Consider the following 3,372-nt stretch of genomic DNA (forward strand, 5'->3'; position numbering starts at 1 on the left):
TATCTGCCTCCTGTGTGGAATTTGGCGGGATTATAACGTAAATTTTATTTAAAACGATTTAGCTTTGCGCGGGAGTGGAGCGTTAATCTAAAGAATTTTGAAATTTAAAAAGCTCGCGAGTATGAAACTCGCGAGCGTATAGCTATTATAAGTAGCCGTAAAGATGAGCGAAAATAAAGCCCACGCCGCAAGACGTAAGCACGCCGATCAGACCCGGCAAGATAAAGCTGTGGTTGATGACGAATCTACCGATATGCGTAGTGCCCGAGCGGTCGAACTGGATCGCCGCAAGGTCGCTCGGATAGGTAGGTAGGATATAGTATCCGTAGCAAGCCGGCGCGAATGCGATGATCAGACCCGGATCGATACCGATGGTAACGGCGAGCGGAACGAATGTCGCAACGGCGGCCGCCTGGGAATTAAGAAATTTACTGATTAGCAGCGAAACTAGGATATAGGTCCACGGATAGGCCTTGACGACCTCACCCAAAGACGCCTTAAGCATCTCGATATGGGCGGTAAACATCGTCTCCGCCATCCATGAAATTCCATAGATCGCCACGAGCGCAACCATACCGCTGTGGAAAATTTCGTTTTTGGCGATGCTGCCCGCTTTTATGCCCGAAGCAATCATCATAATGGAGGCCGCTAAAAGCATGAAAATTTGAATGGTAAGAACCATGTTTAAATTTGCGGTTTTCTTCATAGTATCTTTTACGACGATGCTTGCGTTTGCGATACTCTCGCTCTTATCGCCTGCGGTGATTACGACGTTTCCGTCCTGAGCAACGATGCTTTGAGTAAGCTTCTTATCTTTGTCGTAAATTTCGACGCTGTTAAATTTAGTAGCGTCTTTGGCTTTGGACTCTTTGACGTTTGAGATGACCTTGCCGCCCTCTACCGTAGAGACGACCTGACCGTCTTTGATCGTGATGTTTTTGACATCTTTTTTATCCACTACGATCTCTACGGATTTGCCCGGTGCGTTATTCGTCCATGCGGGGCGGAACTGCTTGTAGTATCCTAAGACCGCAACCAGCGCGATAGTGGCTAAAAATATCCACATACATACCCATTTAATGGTAGCTAGTTTCTGTCCAAGCAGAGTAGTGCTTTCGCCATAGATATATTTTTTCTGCTCTGGATCTTTGATCTTTTCTTGAAATTCCGGATCTTTATCCAGATCTTTGCCTCTAAAGATCGACCACGTTCCGATTACGAGCATTCCGATAAAAGTAGAAGGGATAGTAAGCTTAAGTAGATCCAAATAGCTGCTAAAGCCCTCGATATGCACGCCTTGACCTAGCAAGATCGCGACCATCGAAACTCCCGCTACCGAAACGGGGCTAGCGATGATGGCAAGCTGCGATGAGATCGTAGAAGCAGCCATCGGGCGCTCAGGGCGGACGTTATTTTTAATCGCTACGTCGTAGATGATCGGAAGCAGCGTATAGACGGTGTGTCCCGTTCCGCATAAAATCGTAAGCGTCCACGCAACCATAGGAGCGATGATACATATAAATTTAGGATGCTTTCTAAGAAGCTTCTCGGCAAGCTGAAGCATAACATCAAGTCCGCCCGTAGCCTGTAGCGTCGCACTCGCTACGACGACGGCCAGGATGGTAAGGATAACGTCAACGGCGGGCTTTCCGGGTTGAAGCTTAAAGCCGAATACCAAAATTACAAGTCCTATGCCGCCTAAAATTCCAAGGGCCATGCCGCCCTTTTTAGCGCCGTAGAACAAACAACCAAGCACGATTATTAGTTGAATGAAAAATTGCGTGCCCTCAGACAAACTTGTCAGAAACTCCATCGTTTCTCCTTTATAAAAATTAAAACAAAACTTCGGCGATTATACTAACTTTTTATTTAAACGAAATTAAAGAGATGTTACAAATTTAAGATTTTATAAATTTTGACGCCGAGCAAAGCGGGGTGCTTCTTTTCAAAAATTTAAAATTTTAATAAACTTGGCAAAGGCTTAAAATTTTATCATAAGCGGGGCGTTAAACCGATTTTTAAGCGTTATGGGAGTATCATTTACGCAGGGCAAATGATATGAAATTTTATAAATTCTGCATTAGTATTTTGATATTTTTATCGCAGGTTTGGGCGGATACGGCAAGCATCGATACCAATGCCACGCTGCGCCTAAATGCGTTTGATGCGAGCGCGAAGCAGCTGCTTTTATACGATAAGAGCGGCGAGATAAAGCTTTTTGATGCGGCTAAATTTGAGATAAAATTTACTCAAAAATACAGCTACAATGAAATTTCGGCGCTCGCTTTTAACGAGGGTAAAATTTATCTGGCCTTCGCGGGCTCCGAAATCATCGTGCTTGATAGCGAGCTTAAATTTTTAAAAGCGCTAAAGACGGGACGGAGCGAAACGGCGAGCATAGACGCGATCTACGCCGCCGAGGGCGCGATTTATGCTTTGATGAATAAAAACGAATTGATTAAATTTGAACCCGCTATGAGCGAACCGCGTAAAATTTCGCTCGGCTACGGCAGAATAAACGCGCTTGGATTTAGCGCGGAGGGGCTTTGTCTTGCGGGCTGGAGCAAGAGCGTTCGCTGTTTTGATAAGGATCTAAATTTGATCAAAGAATTTAAACAAAACTCCATCGGTACGGCTCTTGCGTATTGCGCAAACGGCGAGACGCTGTATCTGGGCGACATAGACGGAAATTTTATAAATTTAAAAAGCGGTGAGAAAAAGAGCTTGGGCTCTTGGATCAAGGCTATCGTATGCGTAGGAGATACGCAATTTATCGCGACGCGAGATAAAATTTATAAAAACACGAAAAAGGACGTAAAGGAGGAACTGGATTTAAAGAGCGAATTTTTAGCGATGTATGCGGACGGAAATTCCGTCATTGTGATCGACAGATCGGGGAAAATTTACAAATTTTAAGAAAGGAAATTACATGCTTACATGTATCAAACCCGTGCTTTTAGGCTCGGTTTTGTTCGCTGCAAGCGCCCTGTGTGCCGCGGATAGCGACCTAGAGCGCGTGATGAAGGAGCGAAATTTAAGCGAGAAGGACGTTTTGGCGGCCGCTAAGACCTATCAGCCGACCGGCAGGAAGGACGATTATATGGTGTTCTCCTCCGGCGGTCAAAGCGGACAGGTGCTAGTTTACGGCGTACCGTCGATGAGGATCTACAAATATATCGGCGTATTTACTCCGGAGCCTTGGCAGGGATACGGCTTTGACGAGGAGAGTAAGGCGGTTTTAAAAGAGGGTGCCATTAATGGCAAACAGATCACCTGGGGCGACACCCACCACCCGAATTTCAGCGAGAAAAACGGCGAATACGTGGGCGATTATCTCTTCATCAACGACAAGGCAAATCCGCGCTTGGCGGT

Annotated in this window: 2 protein-coding genes and 1 pseudogene; 2 read left to right on the forward strand and 1 reads right to left on the reverse strand. The window is 45.6% G+C overall.

Annotated elements, in window-relative coordinates; translation table 11 throughout:
• Nucleotides 1-145: 145 nt before the first annotated feature.
• Nucleotides 146-1,813: an anaerobic C4-dicarboxylate transporter gene (locus tag Q0236_RS11505; RefSeq protein ID WP_297918135.1), complete on the reverse strand. Its 1,668-nt coding sequence runs from the start codon at nt 1,811-1,813 to the stop codon at nt 146-148.
• A 245-nt stretch (nt 1,814-2,058) separates the two neighbouring features.
• Here Q0236_RS11505 and Q0236_RS11510 point away from each other — a divergent pair, with 245 nt between their 5' ends.
• On the forward strand, nt 2,059-2,916 hold the full coding sequence (locus Q0236_RS11510; protein WP_297918138.1) for a hypothetical protein: 858 nt from the start codon (nt 2,059-2,061) through the stop codon (nt 2,914-2,916).
• Between the two features lie 13 nt (nt 2,917-2,929).
• Nucleotides 2,930-3,372 (forward strand): annotated as a pseudogene (locus Q0236_RS11515) (cytochrome C); the annotation flags it as partial.

It is taken from the genome of uncultured Campylobacter sp. (assembly GCF_938031315.1).
In the GTDB taxonomy this organism is placed as follows: Bacteria; Campylobacterota; Campylobacteria; order Campylobacterales; family Campylobacteraceae; genus Campylobacter_B.